Genomic DNA, 19,909 nt, shown 5'->3' with positions numbered 1-19,909 from the left:
TTACCTTTGAATTTACAATGAATAATGAAACAGACACAAATGCACATATAGTATTTGCTTTAGGGAAAATAGATGGTAATGAGTTCCCTCTTCAACCTCACGATGTATATATTGATAATGTTGTTTTAGAAGTAAAGTAATAAAACAAAAACATATGGGAATTTCCCATATGTTTTTGTTTTATTAATATGCAAGAAATAGGTAATAAAGTATATAAAATCGCATATATGTTGTCGAATTATGTTGAAATTAATAAAAATTATAAATATTTTATATTTTTACACAGAAAGTATAGATTTTTAACAAAATTCGTGTATAATTAAATTTAATATTAATTTACCAGTAATTTTCAAATATTTAGTGAAAATTTATACTAGGGGGTGAAAAAGTTGCCAAGGAAAAAACTAAATGCTTTTTTGTTTGAGAAGGATGTTAATAGGTTTATATCTGGCGAACATTTTGAAAGTTATAAATTTATGGGAAGTAAACTTATAAACTATAGAGGAAAAGATGGAGCAAGCTTTTGTGTTTTTGCACCAAATGCAAAAGATGTTAGAGTTGTTGGCAATTTTAATGGGTGGAATGGTGAAAAGCATAGAATGTATAAGGTTTTAAACACTGGGTTGTGGTGGCTTTTTATAGAGGGTATAGAGGATGGAGAATTGTATAAATATGAAATACATAAGCAGGATGGAAGTATAGTTTTTAAAGCTGACCCCTATGCAGTATATTCAGAATTACGACCAAATACAGCATCAATAGTTACTGAACTTAAGGAGTATGGATGGAATGATAGGGATTGGCTTGAAAAAAGAGAAAAGACAAATATATATGAATCTCCAGTAAACATTTATGAGGTTCATTTAGGTTCTTGGATGAGGGGAGAAAACAATAGATTTTTAACTTATAGAGAGATAGCAGATAAGCTATGTGAATATGTTTTAGATATGGGGTATACACACGTTGAAATTATGCCTGTATCTGAATATCCTCTTGATGAGTCTTGGGGGTATCAACCAACAGGTTACTATTCAGTAACAAGTAGGTATGGAAGGATAGAGGATTTTAAATATCTAATAGACAAGCTCCATCAAAATAACATAGGAGTAATTTTAGATTGGGTTCCTGGACATTTTTGTCGAGATGAACACGGTCTTTACTGCTTTGATGGCGGACACGTGTATGAGTCTGACAATCCTCTTCTTGCAGATAATTGGGATTGGGGAACAGCAAATTTTGATTATGGGAAAAAAGCTGTACAGAGTTTCCTCATTTCAAATGCATTATATTGGTTTGAAGAGTTTCACGTTGATGGATTAAGAGTTGACGCAGTGGCAGCAATGCTCTATTTAGATTATGGAAAGCAGCATATGAATATAAGAAATAAGTATGGTGGCAGGGAAAACATTGAGGCAGTCGATTTTCTAAAGAAGTTAAATAAGGCTATTTTTGAAAGGGTAAAGAATCCTCTTATGATAGCAGAGGAGTCAACTGCTTGGCCACTTGTAACATATCCAGTTCACGATGGGGGACTTGGTTTTAATTATAAATGGAATATGGGATGGATGAATGATATACTCCGCTATATGCAGACAGATTTTCAATACAGAAGAGATAATCACAATTTAGTTACTTTTTCTATTATGTACGCCTTTTCAGAGAATTTTATTCTTCCTTTATCCCACGATGAAGTAGTACACGGAAAGAAGTCACTTATAGATAAAATGCCTGGAAGCTATGAAGAAAAATTTGCAAATTTAAGGGCTCTATATGGATATATGATGAGCCATCCAGGTAAAAAGCTCCTATTTATGGGTGGAGAGTTTGGACAATTTATCGAATGGAGATTCTACGAATCATTAGAATGGTTCCTCCTTAAATACCCAATGCACGATGCATTAAAGACATATGTTAAAGATTTAAACAGGTTCTATAGGTACAATTCAGAGCTTTTCGAACTTGACCATAAAATGGAAGGGTTTGAATGGATAGATGCATCAAATGCAAATCAATCAGTTTTTTCATTTATAAGAAGAAACAAAAATGGAGACTTTTTAGTAGTTGTATGTAACTTTAATAAGGGTAAGTATGAGGACTTTAGAATAGGAGTTCCGGAAAACTGTGAATATGTAGAAGTATTTAATAGTGATAGAGACGTATATGGAGGAAGCAACTTTATAAATGATGAGGTTGTAAAGGCTAAAAAAGAGGAATGGCACGGAAGAGAGCAGCATATAAATATAAAGGTTGCACCGCTGTCATTTATAGTATTAAAACCAGTAAAAAAAGCATAGGGGGGTTAACATGCCAAAAAAAGAAATAGTAGCAATGATACTTGCAGGAGGCCAAGGAAGTAGATTAAAAAATCTAACAAGAAATAATGCAAAACCAGCAGTTCCATTTGGAGGAAAATACAGAATAATTGATTTTACATTAAGTAATTGTGCAAATTCAGGAATAGATACTGTAGGAGTTCTAACACAGTACCAACCACTTATATTACATACCCATATAGGTATAGGTTCTGCGTGGGATTTAGATAGAAAATTTGGTGGGGTAACACTTCTTCCCCCTTTTGAGAGTGAGTCAGGTGGTAACTGGTATAAGGGAACAGCAGATGCTATTTTTCAAAATATAGGCTTCATAGATTATTTTGATCCAGAGTATGTATTAATTTTATCTGGGGACCACATATATAAGATGGATTACTCTGAAATGTTAGAGTACCACAAGGAAAAAAAGGCTGATGCAACGATTGCAGTAATAGAGGTACCATTAAAGGAGGCATCCCGATTTGGAATAATGAATACTGAGGAAGATGGAAGAATATATGAATTTGAAGAAAAACCTAAAAAGCCAAAGAGTACTCTGGCTTCTATGGGAATATATATATTCAATTGGCAAAAGCTAAAAACATACCTTAAAGAAGATGAAAAGGATGCAGAGTCTCAAAGGGATTTTGGTAAAAATATTATACCTAAAATGTTAAATGGTGGTTTAAGGCTATATGCATATAAATTTGAGGGTTATTGGAAGGATGTTGGAACAGTAGATAGCTATTGGGAAGCACATATGGACCTTTTAGATGAAGAGAGTGGAATGGATTTAAATGACCCTTATTGGAAGATATATACAGCGGATTATTCCTACCCCCCACAATACATTGGGGCAGATGCTGTTGTAAAAAACTCTCTTATTGTTGAGGGATGTATTATAGAGGGTGAAGTTAAAAATTCTGTCTTAGCCTATGGAGTCAAGGTTGGAAAAAATGCAAAGGTAATAGATTCGATAATTATGAACCATACAGAGATAGAAGATGGAGCTTATATTTGTAGAGCAATAATAGGCAAGGGTTGCAAGGTTAGAGCAGGAGTTCAAGTTGGAAACTGCCAAGACATTGTTTTAATTGGTGATAATAAAGATATAAAAGAAAATACAAAGAATGAGTGACTGGGGGGGTAATTTATGCTAAAGGACTATATGGGAGTAATTTCTCTAAGCGAGGACGAGAGCAATATAAGAAGCTTAACAGTTCATAGACCAATTGCTTCTATTCCAATATTTGCAAGATATAGAGTTATAGATTTTATGCTGTCAAATATGAAGAATGCAGGAATTACAAATGTAGGTATATTTGTTAATTCTGCTTCACGTTCTTTAATTGACCATATAGGTACAGGTAAACCTTGGGATATGAATAGAAAAAACGATGGAGTATTTATATTTAATAGATACTTAAATGCAGCAGTAAATAATGATATAAAACTACTTAAAAATAATCTTGAATTTTTATATAGAAGCAAAAAAACAAGGTTATTATGACGTCTTCCTATATGATTTGTAATATTGATTTTGAGGAAATTGCCTATGAACACGAAAAGAGCGATGCTGATGTAACAGTTGTGTATAAGAAGGTTGAAAATGGAGATAATATGTTCTTAAATTGTGATACATTGAAGATAGATGAAAACGGAAGAGTTTTAAGTGTAGGAAGGAACCTATGTTTAACAGACACAGCCAATGTAAGTATGGAAATATATATTATGAATAAGGAGTTCTTTATAGACTGTATTTTAAGATGCATACAAGATGGAGGATGCGACACAATAAAACAGTATATATTTGCAAATCTTAAAAAGTTTGATGTAAGAGCCTATGAATATAAAGGTTATGTAGGATGTATAAATTCTGTTAATTCATATTATAGAGTTTCAATGGATATCTTAGAGTATGATGTTATGAACGAACTTTTAAATTCTAATAGGAGAATTTATACAAAATCTAATGATTCTCCTCCAACAAAGTATTTAAATGGATCAGAGATAGTTAATTCGCTTATTGCAAATGGATGTATTATAAAGGGTACAGTTAAAAATAGCATTATATCTCGTGGGGTTGTTATAGAGGAAGGAGCGGAGGTTATAAATTCAATTGTATTTCCAAAGTGCGTAATAAATAAAAATGTAAAGTTAAAGAATGTAATTTTAGATAAGAATGTTGAGATTGAAATGGATAAGGTATTGATTGGAGATAAGAACTATCCTGTAGTTATCGAAAAGGGAAGCTATGTTGGAATATAAAGGGGTGATTCAAATGAAGGTATTATTTGCAGCTTCTGAATGCTATCCGTTTTTAAAAACAGGAGGACTTGGGGATGTTGCCTATGCGCTTCCTAAGGCATTAAGAAAAATAGGCGTTGACGTTAGGGTTATAATGCCAAAGTATTCAGATATAAATTATGACTTTAAGAGCAAGATGAAGCATATTACTCACTTTGATGTGTGGGTTGGATGGAGAAGGCAATACTGTGGAATTGAGTATCTTGAGTATGATGGAGTTCCCTTCTATTTTGTGGATAATGAATATTACTTTAAAAGACCAGGTGCCTATGGATATTATGATGATGGAGAAAGATTTTCATATTTTAGTAGAGCGATACTTGAGGCTATTTCTCACCTTGACTTCAAACCAGATATTCTTCATTTAAATGACTGGCATACAGCTGTTTCAGCAGTTTTATTAAAACATCATTATTGGCAGAGTGATTTTCATAAAAACCTAAAAACAGTATTAACAATTCATAATCTTAAATTTCAGGGGGTATTTGGAAGAGAAGTGTTAGGAGACCTATTAGGGCTTGATGATGGATATTTTGCAGAGGATAAAATGAAGTATTATAACGCTGTTTCCTTTATGAAGGGTGGAATTATATATTCTGATAAGGTAACAACAGTAAGCCCAACCTATACAGAGGAAGTAAAGACACCTTTTTATGGAGAGGGACTTCACGGACTTTTAGCAGGTATATCATATAAATTTACAGGTATCTTAAATGGAATAGACTATGATGTATATAATCCTGCAACTGATAGGAGTATATATGTAAAATATGATATTAATTCAATTGAAAATAAGAAGAAGAATAAGCTTTCTCTTCAAAGGGAACTAAACCTTGAGGTAAATGAAAATATACCTATGATAGGCATTGTATCAAGACTTACAGACCAAAAAGGTTTTGATTTAGTTGCAAATGTAATTGAGGAAATTTTAAGGCAGGATGTTCAGCTTGTTGTTTTAGGAACAGGACAATATGTGTATGAGGATTTGTTTAGATATTATGCTTCTATATATCCATCAAAGGTATCTGCTAATATATGCTTTAATGATGGTTTAGCAAGGAAGGTATATGCAGCAAGCGATATGTTCCTAATGCCTTCATTATTTGAACCTTGTGGAATTGGTCAGCTTCTTGCTTTAAGGTATGGTTCAGTTCCTATAGTTAGAGAGACAGGAGGACTTAAGGATACAGTAAAACCATATAACCAATTTACAGGAGAGGGTTGGGGATTTTCCTTTAGAAACTATAATTCCCACGAGATGTTAAATATCATTAAATATGCAGTTTCAGTTTATAGAAATAACAAAAATGCTTGGTACCATTTAATAAAACACGGAATGGAAAGGGATAATAGCTGGAACAATTCTGCAAAGCTATACAAGGGTTTATATGAAGGAATTTAGGTGGTGATTATATGAATTTGACCAAGGAACAGATAAAAAATGATTATCAGAAGAAACTTATAAATTTATTTGCAGAGGACTTAGAGGAGTCCTCTGTATTACATCAATATATTGCACTTGCTGAACTTGTTAAGGAGTACAGCTTTGAAAGGTGGATGAAAACAAATAAAAAGTATAAGAAGGAAGGTACAAAGCAGGTTTATTATTTTTCAATGGAGTTTTTACTTGGTAAACTCCTCGAAAACAATCTAATTAATTTAGGAATAAAGGATATAGTAGAAGAAGCACTAATGGATTTAGGAGTAAGGCTTGAGGAGCTTAACAATGTTGAAAGAGAAGCAGGACTTGGCAATGGTGGATTGGGAAGGCTTGCTGCCTGTTTTTTAGATTCAATGGCGGCACTATCTATTGCAGGTCACGGTAATGGAATAAGGTATAAATATGGCTTTTTTAGGCAGCAGATAAGGGATGGATATCAGGTTGAAACACCTGATGATTGGTTAAGGCACGGCTATCCTTGGGAGATTAGAAGGGTAGATAAGTCTGTTATTGTAAAGTTTGGGGGATATGTATACTTTACAACCGAAAATGGGCGTTTTGTTGCAAAACACGAGGGATATGAGGAGGTACTTGCGGTTCCTTATGATGTTCCTATAATAGGTTATGGAACAGATACTGTAAATACGTTAAGGCTTTGGAATGCGGAGGTAAAAAATAAGGACTTTGATTTTGAAAGATTTAGTGCAGGGGAATATACCAAAGCTATAGAATACAAATATTCTGTTGAGTCTATATCGCAGGTTTTATATCCTGACGATACAACAGAAAAGGGAAAGTTATTAAGACTAAAACAGGAATACTTCTTTGTCAGTGCTGGTGTTCAAAGTATTATGAGAACCTATAAAAAAATGGGTCACTCAATATATGATTTTCATAAATATGTTGCAATACACATAAATGATACGCATCCTGCACTTGCAGTTGCTGAGCTTATGAGAATATTAATAGATGAAGAGCAGCTCCCTTGGGAGGATGCTTGGGATATAACTGTAAAAACGATGGCCTATACAAACCATACCATTATGTCTGAGGCCCTTGAAAAATGGCCAGTGGATATGCTCAAAAATCTTCTGCCAAGAATTTATACAATAATTGAAGAGATAAACAGAAGGTTCTGTCAAGAGTTAATGGAAAGATATAATAATGACTGGAATAAGGTTGACAGGATGGCTATAATAAGTGGTGGATGGGTAAAGATGGCTAACCTTGCCATTGTGGGAAGCCATAGTGTAAATGGAGTTTCAAAGCTTCATACTGAAATATTAAAAAATCAAGAGCTTAGGGATTTTAATGAATATTATCAAGGTAAGTTCAATAATAAGACAAATGGAATAACCCACAGAAGATGGCTTATAAAGGCAAACCCAGACCTTACAAACCTCATTGCAAATACAATTGGATGTGATTTTTTAAAAAATCCTAAGGAATTAATAAAACTTGAAGACTACAAGGATGATAAGGCGTTTTTAGATAAACTTGCAAAGATTAAATATAATAATAAAGCAAAGCTTGCTGACTATATAAGAAGAACGCAAGGTATAAAAATAGATCCTAATTCAATATTTGATGTTCAAGCCAAGAGGCTCCACGCCTATAAAAGACAGCTTCTTAATATTCTGCACGTTATAAATCTATATAATGAGCTTATTGATAATCCAAATATGGATATTGTGCCACATACGTTTATATTTAGTGCAAAGGCAGCACCAGGATATTATCTTGCAAAGAAGATTATAAAACTAATAAATAGTGTAGGTGAAAAGGTAAATAATGACCCTAAGATAAATAATAGAATAAAGGTTGTTTTTGCTGAAAATTATAATGTTTCCTTAGCAGAAAAGCTCATTCCAAGTGCAGAGGTAAGTGAACAGATATCCACAGCATCAAAGGAAGCATCAGGTACTGGCAATATGAAGTTTATGATGAATGGTGCAATAACTATAGGAACATTAGATGGTGCAAATGTTGAGATTTATGAAGAGGTAGGAGATGAAAATATAATTTTATTTGGTATGACATCTGAAGAGGTAATAAACTACTATAAAAATGGAGGGTACCATTCTTGGGATTTATATTATCAAGATAGAAGATTAACAAGAATACTGAATGAACTTGATGATGGATATTTTGCACCAAAGGGAGAATTTAGGGAGATATTTAATCACCTACTAACCCATAATGATGAGTTTTTTGTTCTTAAAGACTTTGCCTCCTATTGTGAAGCACAAAGGAAAATAAATGAACTATATAAGGATAAATTAAAATGGAACCGAATGTCATTAATCAATATAGCACATTCAGGAAGATTCTCAAGCGATAATACAATACTCGAATATGCGAGGGATATTTGGTTTAAATAAATAAGGAAACAAAAGGTGAAAGCACCTTTTGTTTCCTTATTTTATTCCACTTACTATATACATCTCATCGTTATCGATAACAAGATTAACATAAAGGTATTTTGAAAATATGTTTGCTGTTTCAATTGCAGGTGGAAGCCTATCCTCCTTAACCTCCTGATGACGTCTGTGGACACTGTTTATCTTTTTTCTTGAATCAGAATGGGCAACCACAAGCTTTCCACCCTTATTAAGCATATTTGAAAGATGATTAATAAGGGCATTCTTATCGGAAAAATGAGGATATGCAGAATATATTATAATTAAATCATACAATCCTTTGTGTTCCATTATATCCTGTGCTATAAAATTTATTTTACTATAATTGTACTTTGATTTTGCAACATCTATCATCTTTTCGGATATATCAACTGCAGTTATGGAATTTGGATTGTATTTTAAAAGAAAGGATTCGAGAATTCCTGTTCCGCAGCCAACATCGAGTATATTTAAATTATCCTTTATATCTATTAATTTTAGTATTTTATCTATTTTCTTTTCATCATGTTTTGTTATTTCATCCCAAATAGGTGCAAGTCTATTAAAAAATTCTCTTTGGTTCATTTCTTACCTCCTATTAATTTGCTACAATATTATTATAACAAAATAAACACTGAAAAAAAGGGTGGTTAAAATGAACAGTGAAATTGATTGTATAGGATTATTTTGTCCAATACCTGTAATTAAAGCAAAAATAGCCTTTAAAAATTTAAACAGCTATGAATCTATAACCATTGTTACAGACCATAGCTGTACACAACAGGGTATTTTAGAGGCCTTTAAAAACTATAATTGCAGAATTGATATAGAAGATAATGCTGGGATATGGTATATAAGGATAACTAAGCTTTAGCAGAAGGTTTCTTTTCCGTGCTTAAGTATAAATTCAATAAATTCCTTTACATAGCTTTTATTTAAGATGTCCTTACTATAGATTAAGTAAATATCGCAGAGGCAGGACATACCTTCTATAGGAATGGCAGAAAGTATGCCTGCGTGAACTTCAGATTTTACAGATGTATAAGGCAGTATTGATGAACCCATTCCTGCAACTATAGATGCCTTTATTGATTCTATTGTGTTTAACTCCATTTCAATCTTTATATTTTCTTCTTTAATAGAAGTATCTATTATATACCTTATACCGTTATCTTTAGATAGTAGTACTAATGGAATTTCGGATAATCTACTTAAATTTATTTTGTTGTCGGGTATCTTGTATTTTTTTGGATTATATACAAAAACTAAATCATTGGCACAAATTTTCTTGCTCTCTATTTCATCACTTACAAAAGGCTTGTCTATAAACCCTATATCTGCTATCTTGTTTTGAATTCCTTCTATGACCTTTTTGGTATTTTCGATTTTAATATCAAATTTTATATTAGAATGTTTTGTTTTGTATATATAAACTGAACAGGGAAGGAGGTATTCACCTACTATATTGCAACTTAGTATTTTAATTTCACTTATTTTATTATGTAGTGATTCGTTTATGTCTGATAGCATATTTTCATATAGACTTATTATTGATTCAGCATATTCAAGTAAAATTTCCCCCTCCTTTGTCAACTCAACCCCTTTATTGCTTCTAATTAATAGTGAGCAGCCGATATTTTTTTCAAGATTTTGAAGCTGCTGACTTAAGGCCGATTGAGTTAGATGGAGTTTATTTGATGCCTTTGATATGCTGTTTTGTCTTACAGTTTCCCTAAAAGAAATTAAACTTTGTATATTCATCTCAAACAACCCCTTATATCGCATCTATATCTATTATATAATTAATCTATTATTAATTTCAATTATTCTAAATTATTTATATATTCATAAGAAAATCTAATATAGTATTAAAATTACTAATGACAAAAAAATTAACAAAATATATTATAATTATAAATGTAAAGAAAATTCTATAAATAAAACAGTTAATCAATTAACAAATAAGGGGGGATTTATGTGGGAGAAACAAAAATTCAAACTTCAACAAGGGCACAGACAAAAAAGAAAAAGGTAAACCAAATTCCTTTTGGAGTAGCACTACTTATTGCAATTATAGGAATAGGTTTCTTTGCTGCAAATCAATCACCTAAAGCTGCACTTATGTGGACATTTGGAGTTGCATTAGGTTATACTTTGCAAAGGTCAAGATTCTGCTTTACAGCTTCAATGAGGGATCCTGTTTTAACAGGAAGTACATCATTAACTAAGGCTGTAATTATTGCAATTGCTACAGCAACAGTTGGTTTTGCATCAATTCAATATGCTGCATTTTTAAAGGATCCAGCAAAGATACCAGGTAATATCTCACCAGTTGGAATTCATACAGCAATAGGAGCAATAATGTTTGGTATAGGTATGGTTATAGCCGGTGGATGTGCATCAGGTACACTTATGAGGGTTGGAGAAGGCTTTATGATGCAATGGCTGTCCTTAGTGTTCTTTATAATAGGTTCACTTTGGGGAGCACACGATTTTGGATGGTGGTCAAAAGCTTTAATTTCAAAAACAAAACCAGTATTTTTACCAAATGTATTAGGTTGGCCACTTGCAATACTTATTCAATTTGGATTGTTATTTGTAATATACATTGTGGCAGATTGGTATGGCAATAAAAATGTAAATGAATAATAAGGAGGAGATTACTATGGCAGAATACAGATTAGATTGTTTAGGAGAAGCTTGTCCTGTACCACTACTTAAGACTCAAAAGAAAATGGAAACTCTAAAGGTTGGAGATATACTAATAGTTGAAATTGATCACAGTTGTGCTGTAAAAAACGTTCCGGAGTGGGCAAGAAAAGAAGGATATAATGTAGAAATTGAAGAAGTTGATGATGGTCAATGGGAGATATATATTGAAAAAACAAAATAGTCACCTATATAGATATTTAAGGAGGGGGGATGTAAATGAAAATTCAAGATAATCCTTATTACAAGAAGCTGTTAAAGGACCCTTGGAGCTATACATCAGGTGCAGTTATATTAGCACTTTTAAATATAGGTTTATTAGCGTCAACTGGTAAAGCGTGGGGTGTAACAACACCATTCTCCTATTGGGGTGCTTGGATATATAAGGTATTAGGAGGAAACCCAGAAAGCTGGTTCTATTTCCAACAAAAAGCACACGCAGAAGCCATTAAGGCAGGTTTTTGGATGGATGCACATAGTGTATCGAACTTAGGTATTATATTTGGTGCCTTTTTAGCAACTCTTCTTGCTTCACAATTTAAGATTAAAAAGATTAAGTCTTGGAAGCAGGTTGTAGCTGCAATAATAGGTGGACTTTTAATGGGATATGGTGCAAGAATTTCCTTTGGATGTAATATAGGTGCTCTTTTTAGTGGAGTTGCTTCAATGTCACTACACGGCTGGGTATTTATGATATTCATATTTGTTGGAGCATTTATAGGAAGTAAGCTGTTAGTTAAATACTTTATGTAATATATGGCTCGGGTAACCGAGCCTAATCTTTAGGAGGGTTAAGTATGGAGAAAAAACACGAGTATTATGATGTTGCCATAATAGGTGGAGGAGCAGCTGGGCTTACAGCAGCAATTTATTGTGGACGTGCAAGGCTTAAAACAATATTATTTGAAAAATCACTTTTAGGTGGACTTGCTACTTATACAAGCGAAATAGAAAATTATCCTGGATTTCCAGAAGGAGAAACAGGAACAGGGCTTATGAACCTATTTACAAAGCAGGCAAAAAAGTTTGGAGTAACAATTAAGCAGACAGATGTAAAGGCTGTAAATTTAGAAGGAAAAGATAAAACACTTGAGACATTTAGAGTTATATATCACGCAAAGGCAGTTATAATTGCAACTGGAGGAAAGCCAAGATTAACAAAGGCACAAAATGAAGAAAACTTTTTATATGATAAGGGAATTTCCTTCTGTGCTACCTGTGATGCTGCCTATTATACAGATAAAACAGTTATGGTTATAGGAAGTGGAGATGCAGCGATAGAGGAGGGAATATTCTTAACAAAGTTTGCAAAGAAGGTTATTGTATCTGTTATTCACGATGTTGGTATAATGGATGCAAATAAAATAGCACAAGAACAGGCTATGAATAATCCTAAAATGGAGTTTATTTGGAATACAATGGTGCATTCCTTTGAAGGAGAAGAAAGATTAAATAAGGTTATTTTAAAAAATGTAAAGACAGGGGATTTAATTGAAGTTCCTGTTGATGGCTGTTTCCTATTTATTGGATATGAACCAAATACAGAAATTTTCAAAGGACAAATTAATATGAATAAGAACGGATACATTATAACAGATGAGAATATGCAGACAAATATAGATGGAGTTTTTGCAGCAGGAGATGTGAGGGCAAAGGCTATAAAGCAGGTTGCAACAGCAGTAGGTGATGGTGCAATAGCAGGAATTATGGCAGAAAAGTATGTAGCAGAATCGGAACTTTTTGAAAACGAAATAATGCAAAAGGATAAAATTGGTCTTATTTATCTATGGTCTCCAATTGATGAAAAGAGTAGAGAAAGCTTAAAGGTTATTGAAGATATTGAAAGGGAATATAGAGATATGTTAAAGGTATTTAAGATAGATGTTTATAAGAATGCTACACTTGCTGCAAGATTGGGAGATGTTGAGGCACTTACATTGTATTATACAAAGGAAGGTAAGGTAGTAAAGAAGGATAATAATATTGATAAGGATGCTATAATTGAGAATTTAAAGGCTTTAGCATAAAATACTTTGTAATAAAAGCCCCACAAAGGAATGGTTAATAAATTCTTTGATGGGGCTTTTTAGATTTTAGCGAACAATTAAGTTTGTCAACAGTCTGAATAACTTAGGTTTCATTAAGATTTAGAATACTGTTTAAAATATAGATTACTTTTGTAAACTTTGTTTAAACCTAAAATAGAATATAAAGGCAACTAATTGACATATTGCAGCAAACATAATTATTGATAATGTGGATACTTCATATAAATAACCCATTATAACACTTCCAATTAGCATTGATATACCATATATTGTATAAAAAATACCATAGGCTCTTCCACGTATATCCTTAGTTGTTATATCAGCAATTGCAGCCTTTAGTATAGTTTCGTGAATGCTCATTACAATACCCCAAAGCATAACAGATACTACAGCAAAGTACATATTTTTAGAAAAACCTAAAATCACAAGGGCTACTGAAAGGATAGGCACAAACATAAGAGCTTTAAAGCCTTTTTTATCATAGTATTTTCCGATGATAAGAGCAAACAATCCATCAAGTGCCATTGCAACGGCATATAGTGTAGGGATTACCCCCTCTAATATTATCTTTTTATTTAAGAAATGATAAGAAAGTATAGGGAAATTAACAAAACCAACTATACTAAAGAAGATGAATAGGGAGTAGTTTATAAATTTTTCAGTATATAAAGCTTTATTGCTTTTAATGTCAACCTTCTTTTCAGTTTTAATATCCTCTTCAAGTTCCTTTGGATTAGGAACTCTAATTCTTGCAAATATTACAAAGCCGATGGTTAAAAGTGCAGGAATTAGCATAAATTTAAATCCTGCTTTATATGTTCCTGTAAGTGTTAATGCAAAAGTAAACACAAGAGGTCCAATTAGTGCTCCAAGCTGGTCAACTGCCTCTAAAATACCAAATCCAAAACCAGTTCCTACGTGCTTTGTTGCGTGGGATAGCATTGAGCTTTTTCCAGGGCTTCTAATTGCTTTACCAAGTCTTTCACATAGCACAAATATTGCGGCAACCTTCCAAGTATTAGAAAAACCTAAAAGTGGAACTGATAGTAAAAGGGCATATCCAAGAATAGTAATAGGCCAATCCATTCCTGTTTTGTCAACAAAGTATCCTGAAGCCAATCTAAAGGTATAACCTAAAAACTCACCAAGTCCTGTTATAAATCCTATTATTGTTGCTGTTGCACCCAATGATGCAAGATATGTACCATATACACTTCTTGCACCTTCATAGGTAATATCACCTAAGGCACTTATAATGCCAAATAGAATAATAAATTCTACAGCCATTTTTTTCTTGTCCTTCATTTTTCCCCCTCCTTAATTTGATATGAATATTATAATACTTTATACTTATTAGTACAATAGTTTATGGAAATAATATATTTATAATAAGAAATTTTTAACACTAAATTAACTTTACAGGTAACATATTTATACATTATTATATAATTAAATAATATTAAGAGGTGATAATATGAGAATAGCAGTTATATCTGACATTCACAGCAACATATATGCTCTTGAGAAGGTTTTAGAGGATATAGAAAGAAGAGATGTTGATTTAACAGTATGTTTAGGAGACCTTGTGGGCTATGGAACTCATCCAAACGAAGTAATTGAACTTATCAGAAGGAAAAATATATTAACTATTATGGGTAACTACGATGATGCAGTTGGATTTGAGAGAATGGTTTGTGGATGTGATTACCCAGATCCTAAGGATGCTGAAAATGCTGGAATATCACTTGGCTGGACAGTAGAAAACACAACTGAGGAAAATAAGAGATTTTTAAGAGAGCTTCCAAAGGAGGCAGTACTTAGCATTGGAGATAGAAGGTTTATATTTGTTCACGGAAGCCCAAGAAAGATAAATGAATATTTAAAGGAAAATTCAAAGGAAGCAGAAGAGGTTATGGGAGAAATAGGATACGATATTTTAGTTTGTGGACACACACACGTGCCATATTTTAAAAGATATTATAATAAAATGCTTATAAACTCAGGTAGTGTAGGTAAACCTAAAAACGGAAGACCAGATGCAAATTATATTATTATAGATGCAGATGATGAACTTAAGGTTGAAATAATGTATGTACCATACGACTATGAAAGGGCTGCACAGGATATGGAGGAGGCAGGAATGCCAGAGAGCTTTATAAATAATATAAGAACTGGAAGGGCATAAATGCCCTTTTTTACTTATATCTTGCATATATTTGTTTAGAGAATTATAATATTATTAACTACAGAATAAGGGGTGTTAAAGGTGACACAGGAAGAAATGATTGTTAAAATATTTAAGGCATTAGGACATCCAATAAGATATAAAATAGTAAAATCTTTAGCAGATGGGCCAGAATGTGTATGTAAACTTAATGAAAATATAGAATTTAGTCAATCAAATCTTTCACAGCATTTAAGAATATTAAAGGATGCTGGTGTAGTTAAGGGAGAGAAGGTTGGGCTTAATATTCACTATAGTTTAGCATCTGATGAAATAAAGGAGCTATTGAAAGTTGCTGAAGAGGTTGTTGAAGCAAAATTAAAGCATCTAAAATAAGCTAACAAGAGGTGCCTGTCGCCTTTTGTTAGCTTATTACAAATATTTCTGACAAATCTCACCTTGACATAACGTAATAAAATATATATAATGTAATAGTCAGCACTTGGAGAGATGGCTGAGCTGGTCGAAGGCGCGCGACTGGAAATCGCGTATACGGACAAAACCCGTATCGGGGGTTCGAATCCCCCTCTCTCCGCCATGACCGTGCTAGACGGGGAGGTAGCGGTGCCCTGTAACCTGCAATCCGCTATAGCAGGGTTGAATTCCTTACCTAGGTGTAAGCATGTAGGGACTGACCTGGGTAAGTGGTGTTGAAGATTGGGTCCTGCGCAACGGAAATTCATGAACCCCGCCAGGTCCGGAAGGAAGCAACGGTAAGTGAACACTTTCGTGTGCCGCGGGTAAGCCTGATTGGAGCTTACTGCTCAGGTAACGCTTGTAGGCTTACATCGAAGTAAGGTGCACGGTCTTAAAAAATAGCCTTAAGGGCTTTTTTTTTATACTTTTTTAAATTACTATAATTGGTTATAATTATTTAAGGGGTGATAATATGTACAAAGCCCTTTATAGAGAGTTTAGACCACAAAACTTCAGCCAAGTTGTAGGGCAGGAACATATAGTAAGAACACTTAAAAATCAAATATTGCAAAATAAAATTCCTCACGCATATTTATTCTGTGGAACTCGTGGAACAGGAAAGACGTCAACGGCAAAAATATTATCAAAGGCTGTAAACTGTCTAAATTTAGTTGATGCAGAACCTTGTAATGAATGTGAGATGTGTAGGGAGATAAATGCAGGAACATTAATAGATGTTTTTGAAATAGACGCTGCATCAAACAATAGAGTTGAAAATGTAAGGGAACTTATTGAGGATGTGAAATATCCACCTCATAGAGCAAGATATAAGGTATATATAATAGATGAAGTTCATATGCTCTCACAAAGTGCCTTTAATGCCCTTTTAAAGACTTTAGAAGAACCACCAAAACACGTTATTTTTATACTTGCTACAACAGATCCTCAAAAGGTACCCCCTACTATACTTTCAAGATGTCAAAGGTTTGACTTTAAGAGAATCACAACAAAGGATATGGTTTCAAGATTAAGAAATGTTGTTCAGCAAGTAGGAGCACTTTGTGATGACGACACGCTTGAACTTATATCTCGTGTTTCAGATGGAGCAATGCGTGATGCACTTTCTATTTTAGATCAGGCAATTGCAATGTCTGATGGTAAGGTTGAATACCAAAGAGTTTCTGAAATGCTTGGACTTACATCCAATGAACATATTTTTAATCTTGTGGATTTTATGATTGATAGGAACATAGAAGGGGCAATAAGGACGATTGACGAGGTTATATTAAGTGGTAAGGATGTAGTTCAGTTTATTAAAGATATGACAAGGCATTTTAGAAACCTACTGCTTGCTAAGGTTAGTAAAAATCCTGAAGAAATACTTGATTTAAGCAAGGATACAATAAACAGATTGGTTGAACAGTCGAGGAAGCTAAGAAGTGAGGAAATAATGAGGGCTGTTAATCTATTTGTTGAGGCAGAAAATTCAACAAAGATTACAAATCAATGGAGAATACTCCTTGAGATGACTGTAATTAGATATTGTAAAAGGGAGTATGATATTTCTGTTGAAACTATTATGTCAAGATTAAATACATTAGAGGAAAAGATAAGGGAAGGAAGCTTTATCGTACAAAGCACAGAGCCAAAGATACAAACACCAAAACAAAAGCCTAATGTAGCTAAAAGAATAGAAGAGCAACCAATCAAAAAGGAAATGGCTTTATCAGAACTTCCTGTACTTGATGTATCTATAAATGAAGTTAGAGCAAGCTGGCACGATGTATTAAACTTACTTAAGGCAAATAAAAAGATGATAATATATGCATATCTTGAGCCTGGGGATGTTGTAGAAACGAAAGGCAATAAGATAGTTGTAGGATTTGATAAAAAGTATTCCTTTAGCAAGGATAACCTTGAAAAGGCAGAAAATAAAAAGGTAGTTGAAGAATATTTCTCAAAGGTTTTAAAGAAGGATGTTAAATTTGAATTTAGAATATTAGGAGACCCTATGGAGGATGAAATAGACAGGGTAAAGAGTGTTTTAGGTGAGGATTTAGTTGAGGTTATGGAGTAGGTGATTATATGGTTAATATAGAATTAAAAATATCAGAGCTTATAGAGTACTTTAAAGATAGAGATGAAGTAGATGCTGTTTTTGTAATTGGTTCTTACGGAACAGAGTTTCAAAGGGAGGATAGTGATATAGATTTTGCAATATTATTTAATAAAGACGTTGATATTGTGACTGAGCTTGAAATAGAAGCAAGTATTTCAGATATAATAAAGTTTGAGGATATAGATTTAGTGAATTTAAAAAAGGCACCAATTACATTGCAGAAGAAGGCCATAAATGAGGGAAGAGAAATATATGTAAGGGATTTTAATAGGTTATGTGATTATATGGAATATGTTTATAAAAGATATAGAGATGAAATATACTTTATAAACAATTTCTATAAAGATTATTTTTATAGGGGTTAAGGTGATGAAGAAATGATTTTTAATATTGATAGAGATAAAATTTTAGTTAAGTTATCTTTTCTGCAGGATAATATAAATAAATTAGAAGAGCTTAGACTTCTATCAGAAGAGGAATTCTTAAGCGATTTTAGAAATATTTATAGCACAAAGTATTTACTTCAAACATCAATTGAAGCAATGCTTGATATATCAAATCATATAGTTGCAAGAAATAAGTGGGCAAAGATTGAGAGTAACAGAGATAGCTTTGAAGCATTATATAGAAATGGTATTATTCCTAAGGAATATATAGATAAATTTTTCTTGATGGCTAAATTTAGAAATAGAATAGTGCATATGTATATAGATATAGATGACAGGGTAATTTATAGTATTTTAAAGAATAACATAGATGATTTAAGGGTGTTTTTAGATTGTATTATACAGAATATGTGATTGAATTTACAGAAACTAACTGGTACAATAAGAAGGTAAAATGAATATAATAAAATGATAGTGAATTAAGGGAGGTTTTTATATGTTTAAAGGTGGAATGCCCCCAATGGGTGGAAATATGAACAATTTACTAAAGCAGGCACAAAAGCTTCAAAAGCAAATAGAAGAAATGAGAGCAAAGCTTGAACAAGAAACTGTAGAAGCAACTGTTGGTGGTGGAAAGGTTAAGGCTGTTGCAAACGGAAAGAAGGAAATAGTTGATATCGTTATTGATAGAGAAGTTGTTGACCCAGATGATGTTGAAATGCTACAAGACCTTGTTTTAGCAGCAGTAAATGAAGCTTTAAAGAAGGCAGAAGAAATGATGGCAAATGAAATGGGTAAACTTACAGGTGGGCTAAATATGCCTGGTCTTTTCTAAGGAGTGAGTTAGTTGTTTTATCCTATAAAGGTTGCAAAATTAATTGAAGAACTTTCAAAGCTTCCGGGTGTTGGAAACAAAACAGCCCAGAGGCTTGCTTTTTATATTATAAATATGGATAAAAGAGATGTGGAATCTCTTGCTGATGCGATAATTGAAGCAAAGGAAACGATTAAATATTGTTCTGTTTGTGGTAATTTAACTGATACAGATCCTTGTGTAATTTGTTCAAATACTGCAAGGGATAGGAGTACGATTTGTGTTGTTCAGGAGCCTAAGGATGTTATTGCAATGGAGAGAACAAAGGAATACAAAGGTTTATACCACGTTCTTCACGGAGCAATTTCTCCAATGCTTGGTATTGGACCCGATGACATAAAAATAAAAGAACTTTTGTCAAGAATGAATGAAGAAGTAAAAGAGGTTATCATTGCAACGAACCCAAATGTTGAGGGAGAGGCTACAGCTATGTATATAGCAAGGCTTATAAAACCTCTTGGTATAAAGGTTTCAAGAATAGCCCACGGAATTCCTGTAGGCGGGGACATAGAATATGCAGATGAGGTAACGCTTCTTAAAGCCCTTGAAGGCAGAAGAGAAATATAAGTGCCACCAAGAGCTGTCTTCCTCAAAAAAACTCCTTCAATTCCAATTAAATTCCTTCAAAAGAAAATAAAGTCGTTCAAAAGGGAAGAGTAAATTTAAGGCTCTT

Annotated in this window: 21 protein-coding genes, 1 tRNA gene and 1 other RNA gene; 20 read left to right on the top strand and 3 right to left on the bottom strand. The window is 33.0% G+C overall.

What is annotated here, in order from left to right; genetic code table 11:
- The first annotated feature begins 389 nt into the window (after positions 1-389).
- The 6 genes from glgB to A3M9_RS0110750 are packed head-to-tail and all read left to right on the top strand — an operon-like array spanning position 390 to position 8,441.
- Positions 390-2,294 (top strand): 1,4-alpha-glucan branching protein GlgB, encoded by a 1,905-nt coding sequence (gene glgB / locus A3M9_RS0110770; RefSeq protein ID WP_027309229.1) that lies wholly within the window; start codon positions 390-392, stop codon positions 2,292-2,294.
- Between the two features lie 10 nt (positions 2,295-2,304).
- Positions 2,305-3,450, top strand: coding sequence for a glucose-1-phosphate adenylyltransferase (locus A3M9_RS0110765; RefSeq protein ID WP_027309228.1), 1,146 nt, complete (start codon positions 2,305-2,307; stop codon positions 3,448-3,450).
- 15 nt (positions 3,451-3,465) lie between these two features.
- Positions 3,466-3,822 (top strand): hypothetical protein, encoded by a 357-nt coding sequence (locus tag A3M9_RS14990; RefSeq protein ID WP_256379686.1) that lies wholly within the window; start codon positions 3,466-3,468, stop codon positions 3,820-3,822.
- 11 nt (positions 3,823-3,833) lie between these two features.
- Entirely contained in the window at positions 3,834-4,580 is a 747-nt protein-coding gene (gene glgD / locus A3M9_RS13760) for a glucose-1-phosphate adenylyltransferase subunit GlgD (RefSeq protein ID WP_256379685.1), read from the top strand.
- A gap of 13 nt (positions 4,581-4,593) precedes the next feature.
- The gene (gene glgA / locus A3M9_RS0110755) at positions 4,594-6,021 is read left to right on the top strand and encodes a glycogen synthase GlgA (RefSeq protein WP_027309227.1); all 1,428 of its coding nucleotides are present in this window, start codon (positions 4,594-4,596) and stop codon (positions 6,019-6,021) included.
- An 11-nt stretch (positions 6,022-6,032) separates the two neighbouring features.
- Complete coding sequence (locus tag A3M9_RS0110750) at positions 6,033-8,441, top strand: glycogen/starch/alpha-glucan phosphorylase (RefSeq protein WP_027309226.1); 2,409 nt, start codon at positions 6,033-6,035, stop codon at positions 8,439-8,441.
- A 36-nt stretch (positions 8,442-8,477) separates the two neighbouring features.
- Here the strand turns inward: A3M9_RS0110750 and A3M9_RS0110745 are convergent, their stop codons facing one another.
- Complete coding sequence (locus tag A3M9_RS0110745; protein ID WP_027309225.1) at positions 8,478-9,044, bottom strand: class I SAM-dependent methyltransferase; 567 nt, start codon at positions 9,042-9,044, stop codon at positions 8,478-8,480.
- A 70-nt stretch (positions 9,045-9,114) separates the two neighbouring features.
- Here A3M9_RS0110745 and A3M9_RS0110740 point away from each other — a divergent pair, with 70 nt between their 5' ends.
- Entirely contained in the window at positions 9,115-9,333 is a 219-nt protein-coding gene (locus tag A3M9_RS0110740) for a sulfurtransferase TusA family protein (RefSeq protein ID WP_027309224.1), read from the top strand.
- Here the strand turns inward: A3M9_RS0110740 and A3M9_RS0110735 are convergent.
- A complete protein-coding gene (locus tag A3M9_RS0110735; RefSeq protein WP_027309223.1) occupies positions 9,330-10,220 on the bottom strand; it encodes a LysR family transcriptional regulator in 891 nt (296 codons plus the stop codon). The genes A3M9_RS0110740 and A3M9_RS0110735 overlap by 4 nt on opposite strands.
- 216 nt (positions 10,221-10,436) lie before the next feature.
- Between A3M9_RS0110735 and A3M9_RS0110730 the strand changes: the two genes are divergently transcribed.
- Genes A3M9_RS0110730 through A3M9_RS0110715 form a run of 4 tightly spaced genes read left to right on the top strand, consistent with a single transcriptional unit; the run spans position 10,437 to position 13,195 of the window.
- Positions 10,437-11,108, top strand: a complete 672-nt coding sequence (locus A3M9_RS0110730; protein WP_051350710.1) for a YeeE/YedE thiosulfate transporter family protein — start codon at positions 10,437-10,439, stop codon at positions 11,106-11,108.
- A gap of 16 nt (positions 11,109-11,124) precedes the next feature.
- Positions 11,125-11,352 carry a sulfurtransferase TusA family protein gene (locus A3M9_RS0110725; RefSeq protein ID WP_018666356.1) on the top strand — a complete coding sequence of 76 codons (228 nt, stop codon included), beginning with the start codon at positions 11,125-11,127 and terminating at the stop codon, positions 11,350-11,352.
- A gap of 35 nt (positions 11,353-11,387) precedes the next feature.
- The gene (locus A3M9_RS0110720) at positions 11,388-11,921 is read left to right on the top strand and encodes a YeeE/YedE thiosulfate transporter family protein (protein WP_027309221.1); all 534 of its coding nucleotides are present in this window, start codon (positions 11,388-11,390) and stop codon (positions 11,919-11,921) included.
- 44 nt (positions 11,922-11,965) lie between these two features.
- On the top strand, positions 11,966-13,195 hold the full coding sequence (locus tag A3M9_RS0110715; RefSeq protein WP_027309220.1) for an FAD-dependent oxidoreductase: 1,230 nt from the start codon (positions 11,966-11,968) through the stop codon (positions 13,193-13,195).
- Positions 13,196-13,339: 144 nt separating this feature from the next.
- Here A3M9_RS0110715 and A3M9_RS0110710 read toward each other — a convergent pair whose 3' ends face one another.
- Positions 13,340-14,521: an MFS transporter gene (locus A3M9_RS0110710; RefSeq protein ID WP_027309219.1), complete on the bottom strand. Its 1,182-nt coding sequence runs from the start codon at positions 14,519-14,521 to the stop codon at positions 13,340-13,342.
- Between the two features lie 169 nt (positions 14,522-14,690).
- On the opposite strand from A3M9_RS0110710, the gene A3M9_RS0110705 reads away from it, so the two are divergent.
- The 9 genes from A3M9_RS0110705 to recR all read left to right on the top strand — a co-directional run bounded on the left by A3M9_RS0110705 (position 14,691) and on the right by recR (position 19,803).
- Positions 14,691-15,401 carry a metallophosphoesterase gene (locus A3M9_RS0110705; protein ID WP_027309218.1) on the top strand — a complete coding sequence of 237 codons (711 nt, stop codon included), beginning with the start codon at positions 14,691-14,693 and terminating at the stop codon, positions 15,399-15,401.
- 81 nt (positions 15,402-15,482) lie between these two features.
- Complete coding sequence (locus A3M9_RS0110700) at positions 15,483-15,776, top strand: helix-turn-helix transcriptional regulator (protein WP_027309217.1); 294 nt, start codon at positions 15,483-15,485, stop codon at positions 15,774-15,776.
- A 108-nt stretch (positions 15,777-15,884) separates the two neighbouring features.
- Positions 15,885-15,978 (top strand) — tRNA-Ser (locus A3M9_RS0110695).
- Positions 15,979-15,981: 3 nt separating this feature from the next.
- Positions 15,982-16,246, top strand: an RNA gene (ffs, locus tag A3M9_RS14485) — signal recognition particle sRNA large type.
- Positions 16,247-16,329: 83 nt separating this feature from the next.
- Positions 16,330-17,934 carry a DNA polymerase III subunit gamma/tau gene (dnaX, locus tag A3M9_RS0110690; protein ID WP_027309216.1) on the top strand — a complete coding sequence of 535 codons (1,605 nt, stop codon included), beginning with the start codon at positions 16,330-16,332 and terminating at the stop codon, positions 17,932-17,934.
- A gap of 8 nt (positions 17,935-17,942) precedes the next feature.
- Positions 17,943-18,341: a nucleotidyltransferase domain-containing protein gene (locus A3M9_RS0110685; protein ID WP_027309215.1), complete on the top strand. Its 399-nt coding sequence runs from the start codon at positions 17,943-17,945 to the stop codon at positions 18,339-18,341.
- A gap of 12 nt (positions 18,342-18,353) precedes the next feature.
- On the top strand, positions 18,354-18,776 hold the full coding sequence (locus A3M9_RS0110680; RefSeq protein ID WP_027309214.1) for a DUF86 domain-containing protein: 423 nt from the start codon (positions 18,354-18,356) through the stop codon (positions 18,774-18,776).
- An 82-nt stretch (positions 18,777-18,858) separates the two neighbouring features.
- Positions 18,859-19,197: a YbaB/EbfC family nucleoid-associated protein gene (locus tag A3M9_RS0110675; protein WP_027309213.1), complete on the top strand. Its 339-nt coding sequence runs from the start codon at positions 18,859-18,861 to the stop codon at positions 19,195-19,197.
- Between the two features lie 12 nt (positions 19,198-19,209).
- Entirely contained in the window at positions 19,210-19,803 is a 594-nt protein-coding gene (gene recR / locus A3M9_RS0110670) for a recombination mediator RecR (RefSeq protein ID WP_027309212.1), read from the top strand.
- Positions 19,804-19,909 lie beyond the last annotated feature (106 nt).

Source organism: Caloramator sp. ALD01 (assembly GCF_000472625.1).
Taxonomy (GTDB): domain Bacteria; phylum Bacillota; class Clostridia; order Clostridiales; family Caloramatoraceae; genus Thermobrachium; species Thermobrachium proteoclasticum.
The sequence above is the reverse complement of the archived record's forward strand: the minus strand, read 5'-3'. Positions and strand labels throughout refer to the sequence as shown.